The following is a 24,338-nucleotide window of genomic DNA, read 5'->3' as shown; positions in this document are numbered from 1 at the left end:
TGCAACCAGTTCGGCGTAACCTGAACGCTTTGTCATCCGGCGTCGGCGGGCGCGGTGGTCCATCCCAAAGCGGGGATCGTCATCGATCGCTTGCCCGACAGATCGGTCCGCGTCACCAGCAGATTGCGGCCCTCGATATAGCCGATCACGCGCCGCGCCCGGCCGAGCGAACTGGTGCCATAGGTTTGCGCCACCGCCTCATCGCTCGGACATGGGAGCCCCTCGCGCGCGGCCTTCGCCACCAACAGGAAGCAGCCGAGCATTTCGTCCGGCAGATCGCGCGCCAGCGCCAGCGCCTCGCCCCAATCACCGTCGAGCCCCTCGAAAATTCCCGCGCGCCCGGCCGCCAGCCGCCGCGAAAAGCCGGACGGATCAAGCGGCGCAGGATGCACCCCGACCATACGGCAGCGTACCTGAAAATCCTGGTACAACACTGCCGCCGGCCGCGCGGTCGAATCCGCGTCCGCGACGATCGCGCGCAGCACGTCGGTGACGATCTGGGCAAGCTCCTCGGGGTCGCGTTGCGGCAGCATCTGAACGGGATCGGGCGCGACGACGGTTTCGATCTGCGCGAACACAGATTCGGCGGGGACCGCGCGTGGCGGCGGCGGGGCGGGCCGCACCGGCTCCTCCATTTCCGCAAACAGGAATTGCCGCATGTCGCCCGCCTGCGCATCGGGCAGCGGGATCAGCGCAGGACCACCACCCCGCGAGCCGGTTTCGACCGTGCCGATGCGAATCGCCACGGGTCGGCGCGATACCGCCGGCCCCAGCGCGAGGAAGGTACCGCGCGCAAGATCCCGGATCTGCTCGGCCTGCCGCCGCTCCATCCCCAGCAAATCGGCCGCGCGCGCCATGTCGATGTCGAGGAAGGTGCGCCCCATCAGGAAGTTGGAGGCTTCGGCGGCGACGTTCTTGGCGAGTTTGGCGAGGCGCTGCGTCGCGATGATCCCGGCGAGCCCGCGCTTGCGGCCACGACACATCAAATTGGTCATCGCGCCAAGCGAGGCGCGGCGGACTTCCTCGGTCACTTCCGCCCCCATTGAGGGCGCGAACACCTGCGCTTCGTCGACCACCACCAGCGCCGGAAACCAATGGTCGCGCGGCGCATCGAACAAGGCCGACAGAAAGGCGGCGGCACAGCGCATCTGCCCTTCCATCTCGAGACCTTCGAGATCGAGCACCACCGACGTGCGATGTTCGCGGATGCGCGCGGCAAAGCGGGCGATCTCCGCCACCGAATACTCCGCAGCCGCAATGGCGACATGGCCATAGCGTTCGCCGAGCGTAACGAAATCGCCCTCGGGATCGATGATGATCTGCTGCACCTGCCCTGCACTGCGTTCGAGCAAGCGGCGCAGCAGATGCGATTTTCCCGAGCCCGAATTGCCTTGCACGAGCAGCCGCGTCGCCAGCAATTCTTCGAGATCGATCGGGACGGGCGCGCCGCCCGCGTCGAGGCCCATGTCGACTTGAAACGTCATCGCGGCCACATGGCCGATGCGGGGGGGCATGGGCAAGCACCATCGCGACACCGGCTTGCCGTAGCGCACCACTCCGCCATAGAAGTGGCATAGAAAGGACGTGCATGAAGGAAATTCGCAGCTCGCGTCGTCAACATAATGTTCCCACCATCACCGATGTCGCGGCCCATGCCGGGGTCTCGCCGATGACGGTGTCGCGGGTGGTGAATGGCAAGGGCAGTGTTCGCCCCGCGACCCGCGCCAGCGTCGAATCCGCGATCGCGGCGCTGGGCTATGCGCCGAACGCCGCAGCGCGGGCGCTGGCGGGCGGCGAGGAGATCCGCATTTGCCTGCTGCATACCAATCCCTCGCTGACCTATTTCAGCGACTTCCTGGTCGGCGGGCTCGATCAGGCCAGCCGCAGCAACGTCCAGCTCGTGATCGAGAAATGCGAAGAGGATGGCCATGAGGCGGCGACGATCGAACGCCTGTTACAGGGGCGGATCGACGGCATCGCCCTGCCTCCGCCGCTGAGCGATTCGCCCGTGGTGCTGGCCGCCCTCGAAGGCCACGGCATCCCGGTGGTCGCGGTGGCAACCGGACGCGCGCCCGATTGGGCCTTGTCCGTCAGCATTGATGACCGTCGCGCCGCCTATGACATGACGCGGCATCTGGGGGCACTGGGGCACACGCGGATCGGCTTCATTACCGGCGACCCGAAACAAACCGCCAGTGGCGAGCGGCTGGCCGGGTATCGCGCGGCCCTTGCCGATATGGGGCTGGCGTTTTTGCCCGAACGTGTCGGTGCCGGGCTGTTTACCTATCGTTCCGGGCTGGAGGCGGCGGAACGGCTGCTTGGCCTGCACGAGCCGCCAACCGCCATCTTTGCCTCGAACGACGATATGGCCGCGGCCGCCGTGGCAATCGCCCACCGCAAAGGGCTCGACGTACCGGGCGACCTGACCGTGTGCGGGTTCGACGACACCGTGCTGGCGACGACGATCTGGCCCGAACTCACCACCATCCGCCAGCCGGTGACCGAAATGTCGCGCACCGCGATCGAGCTGCTGGTGCGCGAAATCCGCATGCGCAATGCCAATGACAGCAGCGTCGATCATCCGCACGTGCTGGCGGACTATGCGTTGATCCGGCGCCAATCGGATGCGCCGCCAAAATAAAAAAGAAGGGCGCTGACCGAAATCAGCGCCCTCGCCTTTCCTGCTATCCGAGGGCTCTTATCCCTCCATCGCTTCCAGTTCGCGGCCGCGCGTTTCCTTGACCATCGCCTGGACGAAGAAGAACGAGATGCCTGCGAACACGGCATAGCCCGTATAGGTGACCGCCAAGCCGGGCGACACCGCCAGCGCCGGGAAGCTGACCGAGATCGCCGCATTGGCGATCCACTGTGCAAAGCCCGACACCGCCAGCCCCGACCCGCGGATCTGGTTCGGGAACATTTCGCCCAGCATGACCCACATGATCGGGCCCCAGCTGAAGTTGAAGAAGACGACGTACAGATTGGCCGCGACCAGCGCGATCACGCCGTTATTACCGGGCAGCGACACTCCGCCATCAGGCGCGGTCACGGCGGTCGAGAAGGCATAGGCCACCGTCGCCAGCGTTACCGCCATGCCGGCCGAGCCGATCAGCAGCAGCGGCTTGCGCCCGATCTTGTCAACGAACGCGATCGTGAAGACACACGCGCCAATCGACAGCACGCCCGACAGGATGTTGGTCTGCAAGGCATAATCCTCGGAGAAGCCGACCGCTTCCCACAAGGTTGCGCCATAATAGAAGACGACATTGATGCCGACGAGCTGCTGGAACACCGCGAGCCCGATGCCCGCCCACAGAATCGGGCGGATCTTGCCGGTGGTCTTGTCGATCAGGTCGGACAGGCGCGGCTTGTGATGGTCGGCGGCCAGGCTCGCGGCGATCTCGGCGACCTTGCGATCGGCCTCGTCGGATCCGAACAACTTGGTCAGCACCGCGCGGGCGCGCTCGGTATGGCCTTTGACGACAAGGTAGCGCGGGCTTTCCGGGATGGTGAGAAGAGCCAGAAAATAGATCGCGGCCGGCAGCGCCTGCAGCCAGAACATCCAGCGCCATGCCGGAAAGCCGAGCCAGAAGTGCGCGGTCGAGCCGCCGGCATAGCGTGCGAGCGCGAAGTTGGCGACGAACGCGCCGGTCAGGCCGGTGATGATCATCACTTGCTGCACGCTCGACAACCGCCCGCGGATCGACGCCGGGGTCACCTCGGAAATGTACACTGGCGAAATCACGCTGGCGGCGCCGACGCCCAAGCCGCCGATGATGCGCGCGACGATGAACAGGATCGAGCTGCTGGCACCGCCCGCGAGCAGCGCGCTGACCAGGAACAGCACGGCGGCCCCCATCATCACCGTGCGGCGGCCATAGGCGTCCGACAAACGCCCCGCGCCGAACGCACCGATCGACGAGCCGACCAGGATCGCGCCCACATTGATGCCGATGCCGAGCTTGCCCAGCTCGAACGCCGCCTCCAGCCCCTTTTGGGTGCCGTTGATAACGCCCGAATCATAGCCGAACATAAAGCCGCCGATCGTCGCCACCACGACGATCGAAGCGATAAAACCTATATTGACCCGTTGCATGTCGGGTTGCGCCAGCGTTGCCATTGTCCGTCTTCCGCTCCCTATCGATTGTTATATTTTTGCCGAATGCGTCGCCATGCCGGTCACGCCGGGGTCGAAGGCGAACAGATTGCCAGCCTCGGGCTGTTCCGCCAGTTGGGCAGCGCTGAGCCCCTTGCGCGCCGTGGTCGCATAAGCCGTGCGCAAATCCGCGCCGCCAAAGGCGATCTTGGTGATGTTGGCGACCGGAAAGCGCACGGTCTCGATCAGCGTGCCGGCCGGATCATAATGCCGCACACCCCAGCCGCCGAACAGCGCGACCCACACGCCACCCTCGGCATCGGTGGTCGATCCATCGGGATGGCCTTCGCCCGCCGCAATCTCGACGAACGGCGTGGGATCGCCCAGCGTGCCGTCGTCCCGGATCGGCACCTGCCACACCGTCCGCCCCAACGTATCGGTGTGATAAAGCGTGGTGCCATCGGGCGAGATCGCCGGACCGTTGGTAATCGCAACCGGCGCGAGACCGGCATCGGCGCAGCCACGGTGATCGTGCCGGTACAGCCGACCGCTCTCCGCTTGCTCGCCATTGTCCATGCTGCCGAACCAGATCCGTCCCGCCGCGTCGGTCGTCGCATCGTTCAGGCGATTGCCCGGCATATGCGGCTCGGGATCGATCAGCGGCGTAAAGCGGCCTTCAGCCGGACCGAACCCATACAGGCCCGATTGCACCCCGACGACCATCCCGCCGCCCGCGCGCGGCAGCACCCAGCCGACTTCGCCCGGCGCGGTCCAGGATGACAGCGCTTCAGTCGCGGGATCGAACCGAAACACGAGATGCCGCTTGATATCGACGCACCACAATGTCTGCGTGGCGACGTCCCACATCGGCCCTTCGCCGAGCGTTGCGCCGAGCGGCGCGATCGAGACGGGTGCGCTCGCCATCAGCGCCAGCCCGCGTCCACGAAATAATCGTGGCCCGTGCACATATGCGCATCGTCCGAGGCCAGGAACAAGGCAAGCGCAGCGACGTCGACCGGCTGGATCCGCCCCGACAGGCATTGCGCCGCGACGATCTCGGCCTCGCCTTCGGGCGTGTACCAGCGCTGCTGGCGCGGCGTCTGCACATTGCCGGGCACGATCGTGGTGACGCGGATGCCGTCGCGCCCGAGATCACGCGCGAGACCGCGCGTCATGCCTTCGATCGCGGCCTTGGCGGTCTGATACAGCACGAGATCGGGCAGCCCCAAATGCCAGCTGATCGACCCGAAATTGATGATCACACCGCCGCCCGCCGCGCGCATCCCCGGCACCACGGCTTGTGCCGCGAAGAACAGATGGCGCAAATTGGTCGCCATTCGCTCGTCCCAATAAGCGGGGGTCACTTCGTCAACGCTATGGCGATCGTCGCTCGCGGCATTGTTGATGAGAATGTCGATGCCGCCAAGATCCTCGACAATCGCCGCGATCGCCGCACCCAACGCCGCCGGATCGCGCAGGTCACACAAATGGAAGCGACCCGGGGCAAAGCGCTCGGCAATGTCCCCGCCCGCAGCCTTGTCGACATCGATAAAGGCAACGTGCGCCTGTTGCTCGGCAAAGGCCTGGACCAAGCATGCGCCAATGCCGCTCGCGCCGCCCGTCACCAGCACCCGCTTGCCGACAAGGCTCGGGTAAATCGCGCGCGTGCCGGTCACTTGCTCGTCTCCAACAGGCCGCGCCCGGCCAGGTTTGCGATCAGCGCGCGAATCCCGAAATCCCACGGTGCCGCATCGCGCGACGTGACCACGCGGTTGGTCAGCCGCCCAAGCCGGTCACTCGCGATCGTCACGCGGTCGCCAATCTTGTGGGTGAAGCCCCGGCCCGGCTCGTCGCGATCCTGCACCGGCGCAAACAGCGTGCCGAGGAACAGCGCAAAACCGTCGGGATATTGGTGTTCACTCAGCGTCTGGCGCACCAGATCGAGCGGATCGCGGCTGATCTGGCTCATGCTGCTGGTGCCTTCCAGCACATAGCCATCCTCGCCTTCGATCCGCAGCTGTACCTCGGCGCGGCGCACATCGTCGATGGTGAAGCCATCGTCGAACAGCCGCACCAGCGGCCCGAGCGCGCACGACGCATTATTGTCCTTGGCCTTGCCCAGCAGCAGCGCCGAGCGGCCTTCGAAATCGCGCAAATTGACGTCATTGCCAAGCGTCGCGCCGACGGCGTTTCCACGGCTGTCCACCAGCAGCGCGATTTCCGGCTCGGGATTGTTCCAGGTCGAGTCCGACCGGATACCGATCTCGGCATCGGGCCCGACGCTGGAGAGCACCGGGGCCTTGGTGAACACTTCGGCATCGGGGCCGATCGCGACCTCCAGATATTGCGACCACAGGCCGTCCTCGATCAGCGCCCGTTTGAGCTCAGCCGCTTCCGGCGTGCCGGGAACGACCGCGCGGATCGACCCGCCAACGCGCGATTCCAGCCGCGCCCGGATATCGGCGGCGGCGGAGGAATCCCCCCGTGCGCGCTCCTCGATCACGCGCTCGATCGCCGAAAGCGCGAAGGTCACACCGCACGCTTTTACGCACTGCAAATCGACCGGGGCCAACAGCCGCGACAAATCTCCTCCGAACGCGCCAAGCGACACTCCGCCCGATGCGCTGAAATCCCCCGATTCGACCAAATCGGCGACCGTCGGCGCGCGCGCGGACATGTCGAACGCTTCGCCCCGCACGACCAAAATCGGGCTCGGCCCGGCATCGGTCGCGATACGACCGACGAACACGCCGTCCTGCCAATCCGCCGGTAGCGCCGACGCGCTCGCGTCGTTCCCGCTCGCCATTAACCCCTCCACGCGACCCTCATCCTTGATAGCGTTACCTTGACGACCGCTCCCGTGCTGTCAAGCGCTGGGGCGGTCGTCAGGGGACGCATATACTCCTTACCCTATCCGCTGTTAAATGAAGCGGTTGATCAGGTTCTCGATCCGCTCCTGTCGACCCGAGCGCGGCTTGGGGTCGATCGCCCGTTCGACCGCCAAATCGGCGATGGCGGCCAGATCGAGCGCGCCGATCTGCTGGCCAAAGTCGCCCTCCCAGCCGGCATAACGCTCGGCCTTGATCGCGTCGAGACGGCCGTCCTCGATCAGCGCGGCGGCGTTGAGCAGGCCCTTCGCCACCACGTCGATCGCGCCGACATGACCGTAGAACAGGTCGATCGCGTCCACCGACTGGCGCCGCACCTTGGCATCGAAATTGAAGCCGCCGGTGGTGAAACCGCCCGCGCGCAGGATTTCGAGATTGGCGAGCGTCAGTTCCTCGACCGAATTGGGGAATTGGTCGGTATCCCAGCCATTCTGCGGATCGCCGCGATTGGCATCGATCGACCCGAAGATACCGAGCGCCGCCGCCGTCGCAATTTCATGCTCGAAGGTGTGGCTGGCGAGCGTCGCGTGGTTCGCCTCGATATTGACCTTCACTTCATTCTCAAGGCCATAGCGCTTGAGGAAGCCGTACACCGTCGCGGTGTCGAAATCATATTGGTGCTTGGTCGGCTCGAACGGCTTGGGCTCGATCAGGATCGTGCCGGTGAAGCCGATCTTGTGCTTGTGCTCGACGACGAGCGACAGGAAGCGGCCGAGATTGTCGAGTTCACGCTTGAGATCGGTGTTGAGCAGCGTCTCATAGCCTTCGCGACCGCCCCACAGCACGTAGTTCGCGCCGCCCAGACGGTGCGTGGCTTCGAGCGCATCGCGCACCTGCATCGCCCCGAACGCGAACACTTCCGGATTGGGGTTGGTCGCGCCACCAGCGGCAAAACGCGGATGGCTGAACAAATTGGCGGTGCCCCACAACAGCTTGCGGCCCGACGCCGCCTGGAGCCGCTCGAGATGATCGACCGCCTCGGCGAAATTGCGGCGATGCTCGGCGACCGTGCTCGCATCGGCCATCACGTCGACATCGTGGAAGGCATAAAAGGGGATGTCGAGCTTGGTGAAGAAGTCGAACGCGACTTCGCGCTTCTGCGCAGCGGCAGCGGCGTCGTTCGCGCCGGCATGCCACGGGCGATTGAAGGTGCCCCCGCCAAACACGTCCGAACCCGGCCAGCAGAAGGTGTGCCAGAAACAGGCGGCGAAGCGCAGATGGTCTTCCATCCGCTTGCCCAGCACGACCCGGTCCTTGTCATAGAATCGGTATGCAAGGTCGTCGTCGCTGTCCGGCCCCTTGAAGGTGATCTGGGGAATATCGGCGAAGAAATCGGTGGCCATCGGGCGCTCCTTGGGGGTCAATTGGAGTGAGTAAGGGGAGAAATCTGAGCGTAAGCGGCGCGGAACACCGCTTTCTTAGGCGCGAGCCGCGCCGTCAGTTCAGCGTCGGGCGCGATACGGTGCGACACCGGCGGGGCGACGCACACCTCGGCGGGGGTGCCGCCATCGACTGCAATCTGCGCCAGCCGCGCGGCCCCGAGCGCGGGGCCGACTTCGCCACCCTGGAGATACACCAACGGCACCTCCATCGCGGCGGCGAGCGTCTCGCCCCAATAGCGCGAGCGCGCGCCCCCGCCGATCACCGCGAGTTCGGCGACCTCGGTCCCGGCCTCGCGCAGGACGTCGAGCCCGTCGGCGAGCGCGAACGCCACGCCTTCCAGCACCGCCTGCGCGAGCCGGTTGGGATCGGTATCGTTGTCGAGCCCGACAAAGGCACCACGCACTTGCGCGTCGTTATGCGGGGTGCGCTCGCCCGAGAGATAGGGGAGGAAAATCTCAGGCCCGCTCGCCACGCCCGCCGCTTCGGCGCGCTGGAACACTTCGGCGGCACCGCTCGCCCCGGTCAGGCGCGCGACCCAATCGATGCACGAGGCGGCGCTGAGGTGCACGGACATCTGGTGCCACATCTCGGGCAGGCAATGGCAGAAGGCATGGACCGCGCGCGCGGGGTTGGGCCGGAACTGATCATTGGCGACGAAGATGACGCCCGACGTACCGAGCGACAGCAACGCCTTGCCATCGGTCACGACGCCCACGCCCGCAGCCCCACCGGCATTGTCGCCCGCACCGCCCGCGACGGGAACCTGGGCAATGCCCCAGGCCTCGGCGATGTCCGCCCGGAGCACCCCGGCGACATCGGTACCCTCGACCAGGCGCGGCATCTGCGCTTGCGTCAGCCCGCACGCCGCGAGCAACGTGTCACTCCAGCGCCGCCCCCCAACGTCGAGCCACAAGGTCCCCGCGGAATCCGACATGTCGGATGCCTTCTCGCCAGTCATGCGCAGCCGGACATAATCCTTGGGCAACAGCACCGTCGCGACCTGTGCGAAAATCTCGGGTTCGTGTCGGCGCACCCATTCGAGCTTGGGCGCGGTAAAGCCCGGCATCACGATATTGCCGCCGAGCGTGCGAAACTCGGGCGTGGTTGCTTCGAGTGCGGCGCATTCGGCAAAGGAACGCCCATCATTCCACAGGATTGCCGGGCGCAACGGCCGATCGTCGGCACCAAGCAAGGTCGCGCCGTGCATTTGCCCGGCGAGCCCGATGCCGCGCACCGCACGCCGGACCTGCGGATCGATCGCCAGCACCGCCGCGCTGGTCGCCTTCCACCAATCTTCCGGGTCCTGTTCGGACCACAAAGGATAAGGCCGCTGGACGCTCAGCGCGGCGACGCCCTGCCCGACGACCGCGCCGTGCGTGTCGAGCACCACGGCCTTGACCCCGGACGTGCCGATATCGATTCCCAGAAACATCGGCGGCCTTATCGAACGAACGGATCGATCGGCTTGATCGTCCCGTCGGCGTTGAAGGAAAGCTCGGTCACCTTGACGTTGCGCAGGTGGTTCTTGTTGCTGAGCTGCGTGTCCGCATAGAACAGCCACCATTTGCCGCCGGTCTGGATGATCGAGTGATGCGTCGTCCACCCCTGCACCGGCAGCAGGAAATGCCCGCGATAGGTGAAGGGCCCGTAAGGATTGGTGCCGGTCGCATAGTTCAGGAAATGCGTGTCGCCGGTCGAGTAGGTGTAATAATATTGGCCACCGCGCTTGAACACCCACGATGCTTCGAAGAAGCGCCGGTCATGATCGCCCCCCAGGATCGGTTTGCCCTTTTCGTCGAGGATCACCGCGTCGCGCGGCTTCTCGGCGAAGCTCTTCATATCGGCGTTCATGCGGACGACCTTGCCGGTCAACGCTGGCTGATCGTCCTGATGCAAATCGGTATCGCTGCCGTTGGGATCGAAGCTGCCATTCTTCCAGCGCTGGAGCTGCCCGCCCCAGATGCCGCCGAAATACATGTAACTTTTGCCATCGCTGTCGGTGAACACCGCCGGATCCATCGAGAAGCTGCCCGCGATCGGCTTGGGCTCGGCCTTGAACGGGCCCATCGGGTTCTTCGAGGTGGCCACACCGATGCGGAACGTGCCCAGCCCGTTCTTGTCACGGGCTTTGTCGCGCGCTGGGAAATACAGATAATAGGTGCCGTTCTTATAAGCGGCATCGGGTGCCCACATCTGCTGCGACGCCCACGGCACCTGCTTCACATCGAGCGCGACCGGGCCCACCGTGACGGGGCCGCCAATGCGATCCATCCGCAGCACACGGTAATCGTGCATCGCATATTCGTTGCCCAGATCATCGTCGGGGATTGCGGTCGGCACGTCGTGGCTTGGGTAGACGTAAATCTTGCCCGCAAAGACATGCGCCGACGGGTCTGCTGTGTAGATCGATGTCACCAGCGGCTGCGACAGATATTTCCGGCCATCCGGGGCTCGATCCTGGGCAAGCGCCAGCGTGGCCACGCCACACATCATCACTGCCCCAATCACGCGATACGCCATCATTCCTCTCCCGATGCGCGTAGCCGCGCTATGACAATAGAGGTAGCGCTAACATTTACCCGACGCAAGCGCCGCGCGCTCCTGTCACGGGTATAAAAGCGATTTGTTTCTGGACGTCGGACGCGGAAAGCGCGATTGCCCTGTCAGAAGCACGCGAAGCACAGGGTGAATATGATGGCGGCGGGCACAGCGTGTTGAAGCGCATTTTCCTCGGTGGCGTCCTCGCCCTTCTGGTTGGCCTGGCGATCTTTGCGGGTTTTGCCTGGCGGCCTGCCATTGCCCCGATCGCGCGCCCGGCGGCGGCATCCTTCGCGCCCGCGCTCGTTGCCAAGGGCGCAGTGCTGGCCAGCGCCGGCTATTGCGCGTCGTGCCACACTGCCAAGGGCGGCGCGGCGTTGGCGGGCGGTTATGCGATGGCAACCACCTTCGGCACGATCTATTCGACCAACATTACCCCCGATGTTGACACCGGCATTGGCGGCTGGTCCGAAGCCGCCTTCCGCCGCGCGATGCACGAAGGCGTGCGGCGTGACGGTGCGCATCTCTTCCCCGCTTTCCCCTACGATCATTTCACCAAGCTGACCGATGCCGACGTCTCGGCGCTCTATGCCTATTTGATGACGCAGCCGACGGTGCACGCCGAAGACAAGGCCAATGGCCTACCCTTCCCGCTCAACATTCGGATGCTGCAGGCGGGTTGGAAACTGCTGTTCTTCAAGCCCGGGCGCTATGTGCCCGTCGCCACCAGGGATGCGGCGTGGAATCGCGGGGCTTATCTCGCCGAAGGGATCAGCCATTGCGGCGCGTGCCACACGCCGCGCGGCGCGCTGGGTGCCGAGCGTAAGGACAAGGCCTATGCCGGGGCCGCGATCGACAACTGGATCGCGCCGCCGCTCGACAAGACCAACCCCGCACCGATTGCGTGGAACCAGGCCGAACTGGTTGCCTATCTCGGCACCGGGGTCAGCCTGTATCATGGCACGGCGGCGGGTCCGATGGCGGCGGTGCCGCGCGGTCTCGCGCATCTGCCCGGCTCCGACGTGGCAGCAATCGCCACCTATTTCACCAGCTTCAACGGCTCGGCGGCGCGCGCCGGTCAGGATGCCGCGCTCATCCAGAAGGCGCTCGCCACCGACCGCGTCGGCACCGGTTTGCAGTATGATGCGGGGACACGGCTGTTCACCGCTGCCTGCGCATCGTGCCATTATAATGGCGGCAAGGGCCTCAACCCGTTGCGCCCCGATCTGGCGCTCAACAGCACCGTGCATCTCGACGATCCGACCAATTTGATCCGCGTCATCCTCTACGGCATCGACGCGAAGGACGGTGCGCCGGGCGTGGTGATGCCGGCCTTTGGCACCGGGTTCACCAATGCCGATGTCGCGCGCATCGCCGCCTATCTGCGCGCAACGCGGACGACCAAGGCGGCATGGCCCGATCTCGAACAGAAAGTCGCGACGATCCGCGCGCAGGGCAAGGGCCAGGAGTGATGACCAGTTTCACGATCAACGGTCGCCCCGTTTCCACCACGATCGAGGACGACACCCCGCTCTTGTGGGTGATCCGCGACGAGATCGGCCTGACCGGCACCAAATTCGGCTGCGGCATCGGCATGTGCGGGGCGTGCACGGTGCACGTCGGCGGGCGGGCGACGCGGTCGTGCATCACCCCGGTCTCCGCAGTCGATGGTGCCGATATCACCACAATCGAAGGGCTCGACCCGAAGGGCGAGCATCCGCTGCAACAAGCGTGGCGTGAGATTCAGGTGCCGCAATGCGGTTACTGCCAGTCGGGCCAGATCATGCAGGCCGCCGCCATGCTCAAGGATTTCCCGGCACCCACCGATGAAGACATTGACGCGGTGATGACGGGCAATCTGTGCCGCTGCATGACCTATGTCCGCATCCGCGCCGCGATCCGGCAGGCGGCAGGCACGCTCGCGGAAGGACCCAAGGCATGAGCCGCCTCGCCTCGACCGCCGAAGCCGCCCGCAACCCGCTGTCGCGCCGCGGCTTCCTTGTCGCCAGTGGTGCCGCCGGGATCGCCTTCGGCTTTTCGCAAGTGCTGGCCGCGATCGATCCCGCCGTGCCCGGCGGCACCCCCGCCGCCCCGACCGGCCCGCAATTCGAACCGTCGATCTGGTTCGGGATCGACGCCGCCGGGATCGTCACCGTCAACATCATCCGCGCCGAAATGGGCCAGCATGTCGGCACCGCACTCGCGCGCATTCTCGCCGATGAACTGGAGGCCGACTGGGACAAGGTCCGCATCGTCCATGTCGATACCGATCCCAAATGGGGCCTGATGGTCACCGGCGGGAGCTGGTCGGTGTGGCAGACCTTCCCCGTGTTCAGCCAGGCGGGTGCCGCCGGTCGCATCGCCCTGATCGAAGCAGGCGCGAAGCTGCTCGGCACCAGTGCCGCCAATTGCACCGCGCGTGGCGGCGCGGTCCATGCGGGTGGTCGCTCGATTTCCTATGGCGACATCGCCAAGCGCGGCGGCGTCGCCCGCCAATTCACCCCCGACGAACTGAAGGCGCTGCCGATCAAGCCGGTCAAGGACCGTCGCCTGATCGGCAAGCAGGTTGCGGCGCTCGACATCGCCGCCAAGACCGACGGCACCGCGCTCTATGGCATCGATGCCAAGGTGCCGAACATGGTCTATGCCCGGCCCAAGCTGCCGCCAACGCGCTTCGGCTCCAAGGTCGTTTCGGTCGATGACAGCAAGGCCAAGACGGTGCGCGGCTATTTGCGCTACCTCGTCATCGAAGACCCGTCGGACACCGTGCCCGGCTGGGTGATGGTGATCGCGCAAAATTACCCCGCCGCGATCCGCGCCGCCGATCTGCTCCAGGTGACGTGGACCGCAGGCCCAGGCGCGACCACGTCCGAAAAGGACCTGCAAGCCCATGCCGCCGACCTGGCGGGCAAGGCGGATAGCGGCGTCGCGCTCGACATCGTCAACACGGGGCCAAAGCCTACCGATGCCGCCAGCACGCTGGAGCGCGTCTATACCACGGGCACCGTGCTGCACTTCCAGCTGGAGCCGCTCAACGCGCTCGCCTTTGAGAAAGATGGCCGCTTCGAAATCCATACCGGCAACCAGTGGCAAAGCCTGATTCTGCCGACACTCGCCAAGGCGCTCGGCGTGCCCGAAACCAAGATCGTCCTGCGCACCTATATGCTGGGCGGCGGCTTTGGGCGGCGGCTCAACGGCGATTACACCGTCCCCGCCGCGCTGGCGGCCAAGGCGCTGGGGCGTCCGGTCAAGATGGTGCTGACGCGGCAGGATGACGCGCTGTTCGATTCGGTGCGCTCGCCCTCGGTGCAGCGCGTGCGCATGAGCTTCGACAAGAACAATGCGGTGATCGCGATGGAGCATCACGCCGCCGCCGGCTGGCCGACGCAGATGAACGCGCCCGCCCTGCTCGCCAAGACTAAGAGCGGCGGGGCCTATGACCCGTTCGCCATATCGGGCGCGGACCATTGGTACGAAGTCGGCCACCAGACCGTCCATGCCATTCCCAACGATCTCGCCAACACCACCATCCGCTCGGGCTGGCTGCGCTCGGTCGGGCCGGGCTGGACCAACTGGGCGGTGGAAAGCTTTATCGATGAAGCGGCGCTGCAGGTAAAAAGCGATCCGGTCGCCTTCCGCCTGAAATTGCTGACCGGGGCCGGTCGCAATGCCGGTTCGGCCCCCAGCGCCATTGGCGGGGCGCTGCGCCAGGAGGAAGTGGTGCGCCGCGCCGCCGCCCGCGCGGGCTGGGGCGAGAAATTGCCGCCCGACACTGCGCTCGGCATCGCCACCAGCTTCGGGCAGGAGCGCGACATGCCGACCTGGGTCGCCTGCGTCGCGCGCGTTCATGTCGATCGCAAGACCGGTGTGGTGCGCGTCGAGAAGCTGACCTTGGTCACCGATGCCGGGACGATCGTCGATCCTGACGGTGCCCTTGCCCAAACGCAGGGTGCCGCTTTGTGGGGCCTCAGCATGGCGCTTCATGAGGGCACCGAATTCGTCAACGGACTGGTCAAGGATACCAATCTCGACACCTATCAGCCGCTGCGCATGGCCGATGTGCCCGAACTGGACATTGCCTTTGTCGAAAGCGAGCAAGTTCCCGTTGGCCTTGGCGAACCCGCGACGACGGTGGTCGCGCCCGCGATCGGCAATGCGATCTTCGCCGCTGTGGGTGCGCGCGTGCGGCATTTGCCGATTACCCCGGCGGCGGTGCTCGACGCGCTGGCTGGTCGATCGGCCTGAGCCGAGCAGCCGACGCGAGACTGTCATACAGCGCGCTTAGGGCCAGTCGCAGTGGGATCGGGCCGGGGTACACAGGTGGAAAGTCGTTTTCGACGCGCTCTGGGGCAGGCCCATCCTGCGGTGTTCACGGCGGTCGCCGGAACTGCGGGTTTCTGCGCCTATTTCGCGATGTACGCCTTTCGCAAGCCCTTCACGGCGGCGACCTTCGAGCTGGTGCCGGGCTGGCATTGGATGCTCGATTACAAGATCGCGCTGATCGTCGCACAGGTGGCGGGCTATGCGCTATCGAAGTTCATCGGCATCAAGGTCGTGTCGGAAATCGCGCCGCGCCACCGCGCCGCCGCCATCCTGGGGTTGATCGGTCTGTCTTGGCTCGCGCTGGTCGCCTTTGCGGTCATCCCGGCACCGTGGAACGTCGCGGCCCTGTTCCTCAACGGTGTGCCGCTTGGCATGATCTGGGGGCTGGTCTTTGGTTTCATGGAGGGGCGGCGCGTGTCCGAGGTCCTCGCCTCGATGTTGTGCGCGAGCTTCATCCTGTCTTCGGGTGTGGTCAAATCGGTCGGCACCTGGCTGATGCAAAGCGAACATGTCGACCGCTTCTGGATGCCTGCCGCGACCGGCCTGCTGTTCATGCCGCTGTTGCTGGTGTCGGTCTGGGTACTGAGCATGTTGCCGCCGCCGAGCGCGCGCGACGAGGCCGAACGCGTCAAGCGCGCGCCGATGACCGGGGCCGAGCGCCGGAGCTTCCTCAAGGCCTATGCGCCCGGGCTGATCGCGATCGTCGTCGCCTATGTCCTGCTCACCGCCTTTCGCGATTTCCGCGACAATTTCGCCGCCGAAATCTGGGCAGCGCTCGGCTATGGCGGAAAGGCGGCAATCTTCTCGGCAAGCGAGCTTCCCGTCGCGCTGATCGCGCTCGCGGGCATGGCGCTGGTCATCCTGGTGCGCGACAACCGCCGTGCCTTGCTCGTCATCCATATCATGATTGCGAGCGGTTTCGCGTTGCTCGGCATATCGACGCTTGCGTTTCAGGCGCATTTGATCTCGCCCTTTGTGTGGGTGGTGCTGTCGGGGTCGGGGCTGTACATCGCCTATAGCCCGATCAATGCGGTGCTGTTCGACCGCATGGTGGCGGCAAGCGGCCGGATCGCGAATGCCGGTTTCCTGATCTATGTCGCCGATTCGTTCGGCTATCTAGGCAGCGTCGCCTTGCTGCTGTGGCGCAATTTCGGGCAGCGCTCGCTCGACTGGCTGAGCTTCTTCATGGGCGGGGCCTATGTCACCAGCGTGGTCGGCACGGTGCTGACGCTGTTCGCCGCGCTATATTTCTTCCGCCGCGCGCCCGAGCAGCGGGCCGCTGAGACCCTGGCAACGGTGCCGGCATGAGCGAGCTCGACTTCTACGACGTCGCCATCGTCGGTGCCGGGATCGTCGGCCTTGCCCATGCGCTCGCCGCCGCGCGCGACGGACGCCGCGTGCTGGTGATCGACCGCGATGCGCAGGCCAATGGCGCGTCGATCCGCAATTTCGGCTTCGTCACCGTCACCGGCCAGGAACACGGCACGGTCTGGCACCGCGCCCGCCGCTCGCGCGATGTGTGGATGGAGGTGGCCGGTCCGGCCGGGATAGCGGTCGAGCATCACGGCCTGACAATGGTCGCGCAACGGCCCGAGGCGCGCGCCGTATGCGCGGCCTTCCTGCAGACCGATATGGCGGAAGGGTGCGCCTGGCATGACGCCGAGGCGGCGCAATCGCTGCTCGGCCCGATCCGCCCGGCCGCGCTGGAAGGCGTGCTGACCAGCGCGATCGACATCCGCGTCGAATCGCGCACCGCCATCCCCAAGCTGGCGGCATGGCTTGCCGCGCATCACGGCGTCGAATTCTGGCGCGGCGTCGCGGTGCACGGCGTCGAGACCGGGCAGCTCGATACTTCGGTCGGCACGATCCCCGCGCGCGCGATCATCGTCTGCCCCGGCGACGATCTCGCCACGCTCTTCCCCGACTCCCTCGCCGGAATCACGCGCTGCAAGCTGCAGATGCTGCGGCTCGCCGACCCGGGCTACCGCCTGCCGGGGGCGATCATGTCCGACCTCGGCATGGTGCGCTATCTCGGCTTTGCGGCCTTGCCCGAGGCGGCGGCGCTGCTGCAGCGGCTGGAGGCCGAACAGGCCGATCATCTCGCCAACGGCATCCATCTGATTGTGGTGCAAAGCGCCGATGGCAGCCTGGTCGTCGGCGACAGCCATCATTATGCCACCACGCCCGATCCGTTCAGCAAGGACGCGGTCGACGCTCTGATCCTCGACGAATTCCGTGCTGTGTTCGGCCACGTCCCGCCCGTGCTCGAACGCTGGACCGGCACCTATGCCTCCGCCGCCAGCCACAGTCGCGTCACGCGCCCGCTGCCCGGCGTGCAGGTGGTGACGGTAACCAGCGGCACCGGTGCCTCGACCGCCTTTGCCCTCGCCGAGGAAACGATCGCGGCGCTTGCGGCGCAACCCCAAGGAGCCGTTGCATGAGTTTTCCGATCAAGGCCGTGGTGCTCGATTGGGCGGGCACGATGATCGATCATGGCTGCTGCGCGCCCGTCATCGCGCTCCAGCGCGTCTTCGCCGATGCGGGCATGGCCATCTCCGAAGACGAAGCCCGCGCCGATATGGGCCGTGCCAAGCGCGACCATATCCGTGCGATTCTGGCCAAGCCGCGCGTGGCTGAGGCGTGGCAGGCGGCGCACGCGGCGCAGCCTGCCGAAAGCGACGTGACCGCGTTGCACGATGCGGTCGAACCGATGATGCGCGGCGCGGCCAAGGATTGCGCGGCCCTGATCCCGGGCGCGGCCGAGCTCACCGCGACGCTGCGCGCGCACGGTGTGAAGATCGCGTCCTGCACCGGTTACACCCGCCCGATGATGGCCGACATCCTGCCGCTCGCAGCCGAGCAGGGCTATGCACCCGATGTCGTGGTCTGCTCGGGCGAAACGCTGGAGGGCCGCCCCTCCCCGCTGATGCTGTGGAAGGGCCTGGTCGAACTCGGCGTATGGCCCGCCACAGCTTGCGTGAAGGTCGATGACGCCACGGTCGGCATTGGCGAGGGCAAGGCAGCCGGAGCCTGGACGGTCGGGCTCGCCGCGTCCGGCAATGGCGTCGGCCTCAGCCATGACGCTTTGCTCGCGCTCGAACCCGAAGACCGCGCCCGCCGCATCGCTGCGGCTGCCGCCGATCTGCACGCAGCAGGCGCGGATTATGTCATCGACAGCGTGGCCGATCTGTGGCCCGTGCTCGAAACCATCGCCCGTCGGATCGAAGCGGGCGAACGCCCCGCCGCATAAGGGCTAAGGCCGGGCTTTGCGGTGCGGGGGCGGCGCAGGCAGCAGGTTGAGCAACAGAAAGGTCGCGGCCGCGCCGACCATGCAGCTTGCTACCCAGCCGATCGGCCCGAACACGGTGCCCCACGCCACGATCGCCATCACGAAATCGACCCCGACGCAGACCCACGCGGCGATGCGCAAGCCGGTCGCGGCGCGCGGCGAACACCGTCGGCCCCAGCCGCGCTCGTGATGGCGATTGGTCGAGAGCGCAAACAGCATGGAGGCGATGAGCCCGAGCAGGAACGTCACGGCCTTCATCCTGCGAGCACCGTGGGGGCGGCGCGCGATCGTACGCGGCGCGGGTGCGCGCGGTGCCGCGCGATGGCGCGCGCCGCCCAGCCGAAGCCAGCGCCCACGGCAAGGAAGGTCAGATCGACCCCCGCTAGGGTCCAGTCGCCGCTGGCAATCGTCCGAGGCAAACCTCTGTCGGTCGCCAGTATGTCGAAGACAGGAAGCGCGACCAGCAAGCCCGCCGTCAATCCCAGCAGTTCAACCCACGCCCGCGTCGGTTTGCGCAGAAAGGCGTAAAGCAGCAGCACGCTCCACAAAGCGAACATCACATTGACTTCGGCATCGGCGCGTCGCGGCAACAGCGGCGGCAACAGGCGATTGGCCCAGAGAAAACCGACCATCGCCGCCGGAAACCCCGCGATGAACCCGACATTCAACCGCTCGACCAAGCGGAAACCGAAATGCGGCCGCGCCGGATCCGGCAGCTTTTCGCGCCGCTTGACCGTCCACAGCACCAGCCCACTCGCCACCATCAGCGTGCCACCGATGCCGCACAGGAAATACACCCAGCGGATCGCGGTATCGGCGAAGCGTCCGGCATGCAGGCCGATCATCGCACCCGCCGTGACCTGTGCTCCGCCCGGCGGCGGCGACGCCCAAAGCAAGCGGCCACTCACGCCATCATAGCCAAGCTTTGGGGTGAAGTTGGACAGTGATGCCTGGCTGCTTCTCGCCAGCGTGATCCGCGCCGCTGCGTCCCCCGGAAAGGACACCAGAATCGCGTCGACGGGCCCGCCCAACCGGGCTTGTCCATCGCGCACCACCCGCGCCAGATCGACCAACGGCGCGGCCCGCCCGGTCCGCGCCTCCACCGGAGCCTGCGGGTACAGAATCCCGGCAAATGTCCCGGTATCGCTGTAATTGGCGACCACCGCCCATGGCATCAGCATCGTCGCCAACGTGACCAGCCCGGTATAGGTAATCATCACATGGAATGGCAGGCCAAGCACGGCAGCGGCATTGTGCCCATCCAGCCACGATCGCTGGCCCTTGCCCCGCCGCAACGTGAAGAAATCACGGAAAATTTTCTTGTGCGTGACGATCCCCGTCAAAATCGCGACCAGCATGAACATCGCGCACGTGCCGACGATCCAGCGCGACCACAGCACCGGCAAATAGAAGAGGTCGAAATGGAAGCGGTAGAAAAAGTCCCCGCCGCGTGTCGCGCGCGCGACCACCGGGTGGCCAGCACCGTCAATCGTCGCGGAGGTCTCGCCACTGTCGCGCTTGGGCGGCGTGCCCGGCCCCGGCACCCAGTAAACGCTTCCGCTCGCCGAGCGCGTGGTCGGCACGGTGATGAACCAGGAGTCGGCACCGGGCGCTTCTCGCGTGAGAAACGCTTGCGCGCCCCGCACGACCGTCAACGGATCGGCGATCGCGGGCAGCTCGGGTTGCGCCCAACGGTTCAGCGCCTCGCGCCAATAGGCCGTGGTGCCGGTGAGGAACACGACGAACAACACCCAGCCGACCAGCAAGCCGGACCAGGTGTGCAGCGTCGCCTGGCTCTGGCGGAACCCGGTCTTCATACCCGGCCCCATGCGTGGATCGACACAGCGGTGATCCCGGCGGCAACGATTCCCGCCAGGACGATCGTCCACAGCGCGCGCCAGCCGCTGCGCGCGGCAAACGCCCACATTGCAGTCACGGCACAGATCGCGAAGGCCAAGATCGTGGCGGCAAAGGTCGCCTGCGCCGGTCCGAACGGCAGCACCCGCGCCAGCGCCATCGCCCACAGACTCGCGACGGCATAGCCGCCCGGGATCGCCGCAACGACGCGCAGCGCGGTATCGCCGCGCCGTCGCCAGGCGCGGGCGGCATCTCGTTTCGGAAAAGTGGGGCGTTGCGACACTGCCGCCCTCACCAACGATAGGCGATCGTGCCCTGCACGGTGCGGCGGTTGCCATACCAGCACCAGGCGTAATCGAGATAGCACGTCGTTACATATTTCTTGTCGAAGATGTTGGCGGCATTCACCCCCAAGGTCAAACCCTCGAGTCGTGGCGCAAGCCGACCGAGGTCGTACCGCATCTGCCCGTCGAACAGCGTGAAGCCCGGCGTGCTGACCCGCGCGGTGGTCCCCGCATAAATGCTGTCGACATGCCGCACCGCCCCGCCAATGGCGAAGCCTTGCCAGGCTCCCTGACGCGGTGCCCATTCGAGATTGGCGGAAACCCCGCCGCGCCCGACGCCGAGAATACCGTTACCGATATTGGCCGGATCGGCATCGGCGATGGTGCGCACCTTCTGCCGACTATACGCCAGCTTGGCGTTGAAATCGTAGGGCAGCGGTGCATTGGCCTCGACTTCGAAGCCGGTGGAGCGCACCTTCCCGCTTTGCAGCGCGAACAACGAATTGGGGATCGCCGTCAGCAAATTGGTCTGGTCGATCTGGAACCATGCCGCCGTGACGAGGATCTTGCTGCCCGGCACGGTGTATTTCGCGCCAAGTTCGATCTGCTTGCCGAGCGAGGGCTTGGCCTGGCGGAGCGTGCCATCGGCATTCTGCACCGTTCCGCTCTGCGGCTCGAACGAGGTCGAATAGCTGGCATAAGGCGCAAGCCCGAACGCGGTCGTGTACAGGACGCCCGTGCGATAGGTGAATTTCTGCGACGTTTCCGGTGCGGCGGTGCCCGAAGTCGTCCGCGCCCAATCCTGCCGACCGCTCAGCACCACCCGCAGCCCGCCCGTCGAAATCTCGTCCTGCGCGTAGAGGCCGGTCTGCGTCTTGCGCGGCGCGAGCACCCCGACCGTGCCGCCGGGCACCGTCTCGGGCGTCAGCGGCACCGCCATCGTGCCGTAAATGGGATGATAGCCGTCAAGCGGCGTGGCGGTGCCAAAGGCATAGACTTCGCGCGCGTGACCGGCCTGATGGTCGACCCCCAGCAGCACCGCATGCGTCAGCGGCCCGGTCGAGAAACTGCCGCGAAGCTGGTTGTCGAACACCCAGGAATCGCTCCGTTCGCGCGTCGCATAGGAAGCGCGGTCATACAGCGTCGCGCTGTTGGTCAGCGATCCGCTGGCGTAAACGATGCCGAGATTGGAGGTGGCGTGCTGATACCGCCCCGACGCGCGGAAGCTCCAGCCAGATCCGAAATCATGGTTGAGGATATAGGTGCCCGCCACCTGCTCGCGCTTGAAGACATTGCCCGGCTCGCCGAAATCGCGCGTGGTCGGGATCTGGCCATTGGGATTGGCCAGCAGGGTGCCCGATGCCGGGAACACGCCGTACGTGCCGTTATACGGATCATGCGAATAGGCACCGAGCAGCGTCAGGCTGGTCGCGTGGCCCGCGCCGATCGTCACCGCGCCCGAAATTGCCTCGCGCTCGCGCTTGCCGAAATCCTGCTGCGTATGCGCGCCATTGACGGTGCCGTTCACGCGCCAAAGGATCGACGATCCGGCACGCCCGCCGACATCGGCATCGGCGCGGTACAAATTATAGGTGCCATAAGTGCCCGACACCGCGCCGTAAAAGTCACGGTCGAGCGGCAGTTTGCTCGACATCGCGATCAGGCCGCCCGGACCCGATTGGCCATAGAGCACCGATGCCGGCCCTTTCACCACCTCGATCCGGTCGAGCCGTGAGACGTCGATCTGCGGCGACAGGTAGCCCGCACCGTCGATCAACTTCAGTCCATCGAGAAATTGCGGCGCGTCGAAGCCGCGCAGCTTGAACTGGTCATACACTTCGGCGCTCGACCCGCGCTGCTCGGTCGTCGCACCCGCCACAAAGCGCAGCGCCTGGTTGAGGTTCTGCAGCCCGAGGTCGGCAATGTCCGCCGCGCTGATCACGCTGATCGACTGTGGCGTCTCGGCGATCGGCACGGCGCTCTTGGTGCCTGCGGACGCTTCGTTGCGCGGACGCTGACCGTTTACGACGATCGTGCCGTCCTCCAGATCGCTCTGGCTTTGCGCCAAAGCCGGGCTGCCGATCACGACGGTGCCAAGCAGGAGCGCCGATACGAAATGCTGTTTCACTGCGAATCCCTCTTTTATCGAGGGCCGCGCAATGTCCTTTTTGAGATCGATTATCAATAGCAATTATTCGAAAAATGGTCCGGCGCGAATGGCCGTCGGCGGTGGCGGCGGGACCGGCCCGCCACCACCGCTTGCGATCATCCCGCGAAGGCCTTCACCAAATCAAACAGATAGTCGCGGCCCTGATACAGCGAATCCTCGCGCATCCGCTCGTTCAACCCGTGCATCCCGTTGCCATCCTTATCCAGGAAGAAGCCCGGCACGCCGTACACCGGGATGCCGACCGCCTCGAGAAATACACCGTCGGTTGCGCCCGTCGACATCAGCGGCAGAAGCGGCAGGCCCGGAAAATGCTTCGCCGCGACCGCCTTGACCGGACCGACGACCTTGGGATCGAGCGCGGGCGGGACGGCGGTCGGGCGGATCGGCGCGTTGGCGGTCACCTTTACCGCAGGGCCAGCGAGTTCCTGCAATTTGGCCAGTGTGCCCTCCACTGTCTCGCCGGGGAAGATGCGGCAATTCACATTGGCGGTGGCGCGCTGCGGCAACGCATTTTCGGCATGGCCCGCATTCACGATGGTCGCGACGCAGGTCGTGCGCAGCGTCGAATGCATCATCTTGTCACTGCTGACGATCTTGTCGGCCGCCGTATCTTGCGGATTGGCCAGCAAGGCCGTGATCGCCGTGCGCAGCGGCGCGGGCGAGCCAAGCGCGGCCATGCCGAAGAACGCCCGCGTCGTCTCGGTAAACTTTACCGGAAACTCATAGCCCTGCACCGCCTTCAACGCGTCCGCGAGCTGATAGATGGCATTGTCCGGCACCGGTTGCGAGCTGTGCCCGCCAGGGTTAGTCGTCTCGAACGTATAGTTTTGCGCGGCCTTCTCGCCCACCTGCAGCGCCAGCAATTGCGGCTTGCCATCGGGGCCGTAGCGCCCGCCCCCGCCTTCGTTGAGCGCGAACTCGGCATCGATCAGCTCACGCTTGTTCTTGGACAGCCATTCCGCGCCGTTAAAGGCGAAGGTGGTTTCCTCGCCGCACGTCAGCGCCAGCTTGATCGTGCGCTTTGGCCGATAGCCTTCGGCCTTGAAGCGGATCATGCTGTCGGCCCACACCGCCGCCATCGCCTTGTCGTCGACGGTGCCGCGCCCGTAATAATAGCCGCCCTCGTCGATCAGCGTGAACGGATCGCGCACCCAGTCTGCGCGCTTGGCCTCGACCACGTCGAGATGCGCGAGCAACAGGATCGGCTTGGCCGTGGCATCGCTCCCCTTGAGCACCGCGACCAGCCCGCCATCCTTGGGATGATCGGGCACCGCAAAATAGGTAATGTCCTGGTCGGCATAGCCCGCCGCCTTCAACCGCGCGCCAATCTGCGCCGCCGCCGTCGTGCAGCTTCCGCTCGACAGCGTCGTGTTGGTTTCGACCAGTTGCTTGTAGAGGCCGAGATAGGCCTTCTGGTCGGGGCGGTCCTGCGCCAAGGCCGCGCTGGCAAGCCCCGCCACTCCCAAAATCGTCGCCCCCAAAAATGTGCTGATCGCGCGCATGGTAAAGC

General features: G+C 65.9%; 20 protein-coding genes. 7 read left to right on the top strand and 13 right to left on the bottom strand.

Translation table 11 applies throughout. The features are described 5' to 3' along the window. Nucleotides 1-32: 32 nt before the first annotated feature. The gene (locus tag ACP7BL_RS01185) at nucleotides 33-1,484 is read right to left on the bottom strand and encodes an ATP-binding protein (RefSeq protein WP_033965325.1); all 1,452 of its coding nucleotides are present in this window, start codon (nucleotides 1,482-1,484) and stop codon (nucleotides 33-35) included. 104 nt (nucleotides 1,485-1,588) lie between these two features. On the opposite strand from ACP7BL_RS01185, the gene ACP7BL_RS01180 reads away from it, so the two are divergent. Further along, nucleotides 1,589-2,641, top strand: a complete 1,053-nt coding sequence (locus ACP7BL_RS01180) for a LacI family DNA-binding transcriptional regulator (RefSeq protein WP_033965296.1) — start codon at nucleotides 1,589-1,591, stop codon at nucleotides 2,639-2,641. A 57-nt stretch (nucleotides 2,642-2,698) separates the two neighbouring features. Here ACP7BL_RS01180 and ACP7BL_RS01175 read toward each other — a convergent pair whose 3' ends face one another. From ACP7BL_RS01175 to ACP7BL_RS01145, 7 genes are all read right to left on the bottom strand, one after another. After that, on the bottom strand, nucleotides 2,699-4,120 hold the full coding sequence (locus ACP7BL_RS01175) for a sugar porter family MFS transporter (RefSeq protein ID WP_426257406.1): 1,422 nt from the start codon (nucleotides 4,118-4,120) through the stop codon (nucleotides 2,699-2,701). Nucleotides 4,121-4,147: 27 nt separating this feature from the next. Then, nucleotides 4,148-5,020: an SMP-30/gluconolactonase/LRE family protein gene (locus ACP7BL_RS01170; protein WP_426257405.1), complete on the bottom strand. Its 873-nt coding sequence runs from the start codon at nucleotides 5,018-5,020 to the stop codon at nucleotides 4,148-4,150. Beyond that, nucleotides 5,020-5,772: an SDR family NAD(P)-dependent oxidoreductase gene (locus ACP7BL_RS01165; protein WP_426257404.1), complete on the bottom strand. Its 753-nt coding sequence runs from the start codon at nucleotides 5,770-5,772 to the stop codon at nucleotides 5,020-5,022. Before ACP7BL_RS01165 ends, ACP7BL_RS01170 begins: the two co-directional genes overlap by 1 nt. After that, a complete protein-coding gene (locus ACP7BL_RS01160; RefSeq protein WP_426257403.1) occupies nucleotides 5,769-6,902 on the bottom strand; it encodes a fumarylacetoacetate hydrolase family protein in 1,134 nt (377 codons plus the stop codon). The genes ACP7BL_RS01165 and ACP7BL_RS01160 overlap by 4 nt, the downstream gene beginning before the upstream one ends. Before the next feature lie 114 nt (nucleotides 6,903-7,016). Further along, a complete protein-coding gene (xylA, locus tag ACP7BL_RS01155) occupies nucleotides 7,017-8,327 on the bottom strand; it encodes a xylose isomerase (protein WP_209515808.1) in 1,311 nt (436 codons plus the stop codon). A gap of 17 nt (nucleotides 8,328-8,344) precedes the next feature. After that, nucleotides 8,345-9,799, bottom strand: a complete 1,455-nt coding sequence (xylB, locus tag ACP7BL_RS01150) for a xylulokinase (protein ID WP_426257402.1) — start codon at nucleotides 9,797-9,799, stop codon at nucleotides 8,345-8,347. Nucleotides 9,800-9,807: 8 nt separating this feature from the next. Beyond that, nucleotides 9,808-10,860 carry a glycoside hydrolase family 43 protein gene (locus ACP7BL_RS01145; protein ID WP_341203440.1) on the bottom strand — a complete coding sequence of 351 codons (1,053 nt, stop codon included), beginning with the start codon at nucleotides 10,858-10,860 and terminating at the stop codon, nucleotides 9,808-9,810. Nucleotides 10,861-11,078: 218 nt separating this feature from the next. On the opposite strand from ACP7BL_RS01145, the gene ACP7BL_RS01140 reads away from it, so the two are divergent. From ACP7BL_RS01140 to phnX, 6 genes are all read left to right on the top strand, one after another. After that, entirely contained in the window at nucleotides 11,079-12,377 is a 1,299-nt protein-coding gene (locus tag ACP7BL_RS01140) for a c-type cytochrome (RefSeq protein ID WP_209515814.1), read from the top strand. After that, nucleotides 12,377-12,847, top strand: coding sequence for a (2Fe-2S)-binding protein (locus ACP7BL_RS01135; RefSeq protein ID WP_033965293.1), 471 nt, complete (start codon nucleotides 12,377-12,379; stop codon nucleotides 12,845-12,847). The genes ACP7BL_RS01140 and ACP7BL_RS01135 overlap by 1 nt, the downstream gene beginning before the upstream one ends. Further along, nucleotides 12,844-15,150 carry a molybdopterin cofactor-binding domain-containing protein gene (locus ACP7BL_RS01130; protein WP_426257401.1) on the top strand — a complete coding sequence of 769 codons (2,307 nt, stop codon included), beginning with the start codon at nucleotides 12,844-12,846 and terminating at the stop codon, nucleotides 15,148-15,150. Before ACP7BL_RS01135 ends, ACP7BL_RS01130 begins: the two co-directional genes overlap by 4 nt. Nucleotides 15,151-15,225: 75 nt before the next feature. After that, nucleotides 15,226-16,536, top strand: coding sequence for a DUF5690 family protein (locus ACP7BL_RS01125; protein WP_426257400.1), 1,311 nt, complete (start codon nucleotides 15,226-15,228; stop codon nucleotides 16,534-16,536). Then, nucleotides 16,533-17,669 (top strand): TIGR03364 family FAD-dependent oxidoreductase, encoded by a 1,137-nt coding sequence (locus ACP7BL_RS01120; protein WP_426257399.1) that lies wholly within the window; start codon nucleotides 16,533-16,535, stop codon nucleotides 17,667-17,669. Before ACP7BL_RS01125 ends, ACP7BL_RS01120 begins: the two co-directional genes overlap by 4 nt. After that, nucleotides 17,666-18,478: a phosphonoacetaldehyde hydrolase gene (gene phnX / locus ACP7BL_RS01115; protein ID WP_426257398.1), complete on the top strand. Its 813-nt coding sequence runs from the start codon at nucleotides 17,666-17,668 to the stop codon at nucleotides 18,476-18,478. The genes ACP7BL_RS01120 and phnX overlap by 4 nt, the downstream gene beginning before the upstream one ends. Before the next feature lie 3 nt (nucleotides 18,479-18,481). Here the strand turns inward: phnX and ACP7BL_RS01110 are convergent, their stop codons facing one another. The 5 genes from ACP7BL_RS01110 to ACP7BL_RS01090 form a co-directional block, all read right to left on the bottom strand. Then, nucleotides 18,482-18,766 (bottom strand): DUF3325 domain-containing protein, encoded by a 285-nt coding sequence (locus ACP7BL_RS01110; protein ID WP_426257397.1) that lies wholly within the window; start codon nucleotides 18,764-18,766, stop codon nucleotides 18,482-18,484. A gap of 5 nt (nucleotides 18,767-18,771) precedes the next feature. Next, nucleotides 18,772-20,334, bottom strand: a complete 1,563-nt coding sequence (locus ACP7BL_RS01105; RefSeq protein ID WP_426257396.1) for a PepSY-associated TM helix domain-containing protein — start codon at nucleotides 20,332-20,334, stop codon at nucleotides 18,772-18,774. Next, the gene (locus ACP7BL_RS01100) at nucleotides 20,331-20,657 is read right to left on the bottom strand and encodes a hypothetical protein (protein ID WP_133472177.1); all 327 of its coding nucleotides are present in this window, start codon (nucleotides 20,655-20,657) and stop codon (nucleotides 20,331-20,333) included. The genes ACP7BL_RS01105 and ACP7BL_RS01100 overlap by 4 nt, the downstream gene beginning before the upstream one ends. 8 nt (nucleotides 20,658-20,665) lie before the next feature. Further along, nucleotides 20,666-22,786, bottom strand: coding sequence for a TonB-dependent siderophore receptor (locus ACP7BL_RS01095; protein ID WP_426257395.1), 2,121 nt, complete (start codon nucleotides 22,784-22,786; stop codon nucleotides 20,666-20,668). A 137-nt stretch (nucleotides 22,787-22,923) separates the two neighbouring features. Next, nucleotides 22,924-24,330: a M20/M25/M40 family metallo-hydrolase gene (locus ACP7BL_RS01090; protein ID WP_426257394.1), complete on the bottom strand. Its 1,407-nt coding sequence runs from the start codon at nucleotides 24,328-24,330 to the stop codon at nucleotides 22,924-22,926. Nucleotides 24,331-24,338: the final 8 nt, after the last annotated feature.

This window comes from Sphingomonas sp. DC1600-2 (genome assembly GCF_049897605.1).
Lineage (GTDB): Bacteria > Pseudomonadota > Alphaproteobacteria > Sphingomonadales > Sphingomonadaceae > Sphingomonas.
The sequence above is the reverse complement of the archived record's forward strand: the minus strand, read 5'-3'. Positions and strand labels throughout refer to the sequence as shown.